Origin of the sequence: Anaeromassilibacillus sp. 1001302B_160321_C8, assembly GCF_015554745.1 — a bacterium.
Classification (GTDB): Bacteria; Bacillota; Clostridia; order Oscillospirales; family Acutalibacteraceae; genus Anaeromassilibacillus; species Anaeromassilibacillus stercoravium.
Window position 1 is genome coordinate 28,115 of record NZ_JADNJD010000025.1, and the last position, 589, is coordinate 28,703.

1 protein-coding gene is annotated in these 589 nt (G+C 40.6%); it reads left to right on the forward strand.

Annotated elements, in window-relative coordinates:
* Positions 1-376: 376 nt before the first annotated feature.
* A partial coding sequence (locus tag I2E77_RS12885) for a GTP-binding protein (protein WP_195451397.1) occupies positions 377-589 on the forward strand: 213 nt, incomplete at its 3' end.

Here is a 589-nt window from a genome sequence, read left to right on the forward strand (position 1 = left end):
AGGAAGCCGGTATGATTGTTACATATAAGGGGAAGAAAAATTTCTTTTAGGTACTTGCTTTCCTAAAACTGATGTGATACAATGATTTAATCCAGAAAAGGAGTAAAAAATATGCGGCAAGGTATTCTTAAATAAAACTATAATCAAATAGTGGGAACAAAGGATTATGATAGCTCCTTTTGTAGGGGCTTAGTTTTTTGTACCCAATTTAAGAATACTTTTGCCTTATCAATTTTGACATATCCCCAAAAACAGCAATCACAAACAGGTGTATGCTGTATATGTGTATGTCCGCAACTTATAATCCCCAGTGGTAAAAGTATTTTACTGCTGGGGATTTTTATGCCCTTTGGGGCTGTAAAGGGAGGACAATCACATGAAAATAATCAATATTGGAATTCTTGCCCATGTAGACGCTGGAAAGACGACCTTGACGGAGAGCCTGCTATATGCCAGCGGAGCCATTTCAGAACCGGGGAGCGTCGAAAAAGGGACAACGAGGACGGACACCATGTTTTTGGAGCGGCAGCGTGGGATTACCATTCAAGCGGCAGTCACTTCCTTCCAGTGGCACAGATGTAAAGTTAAC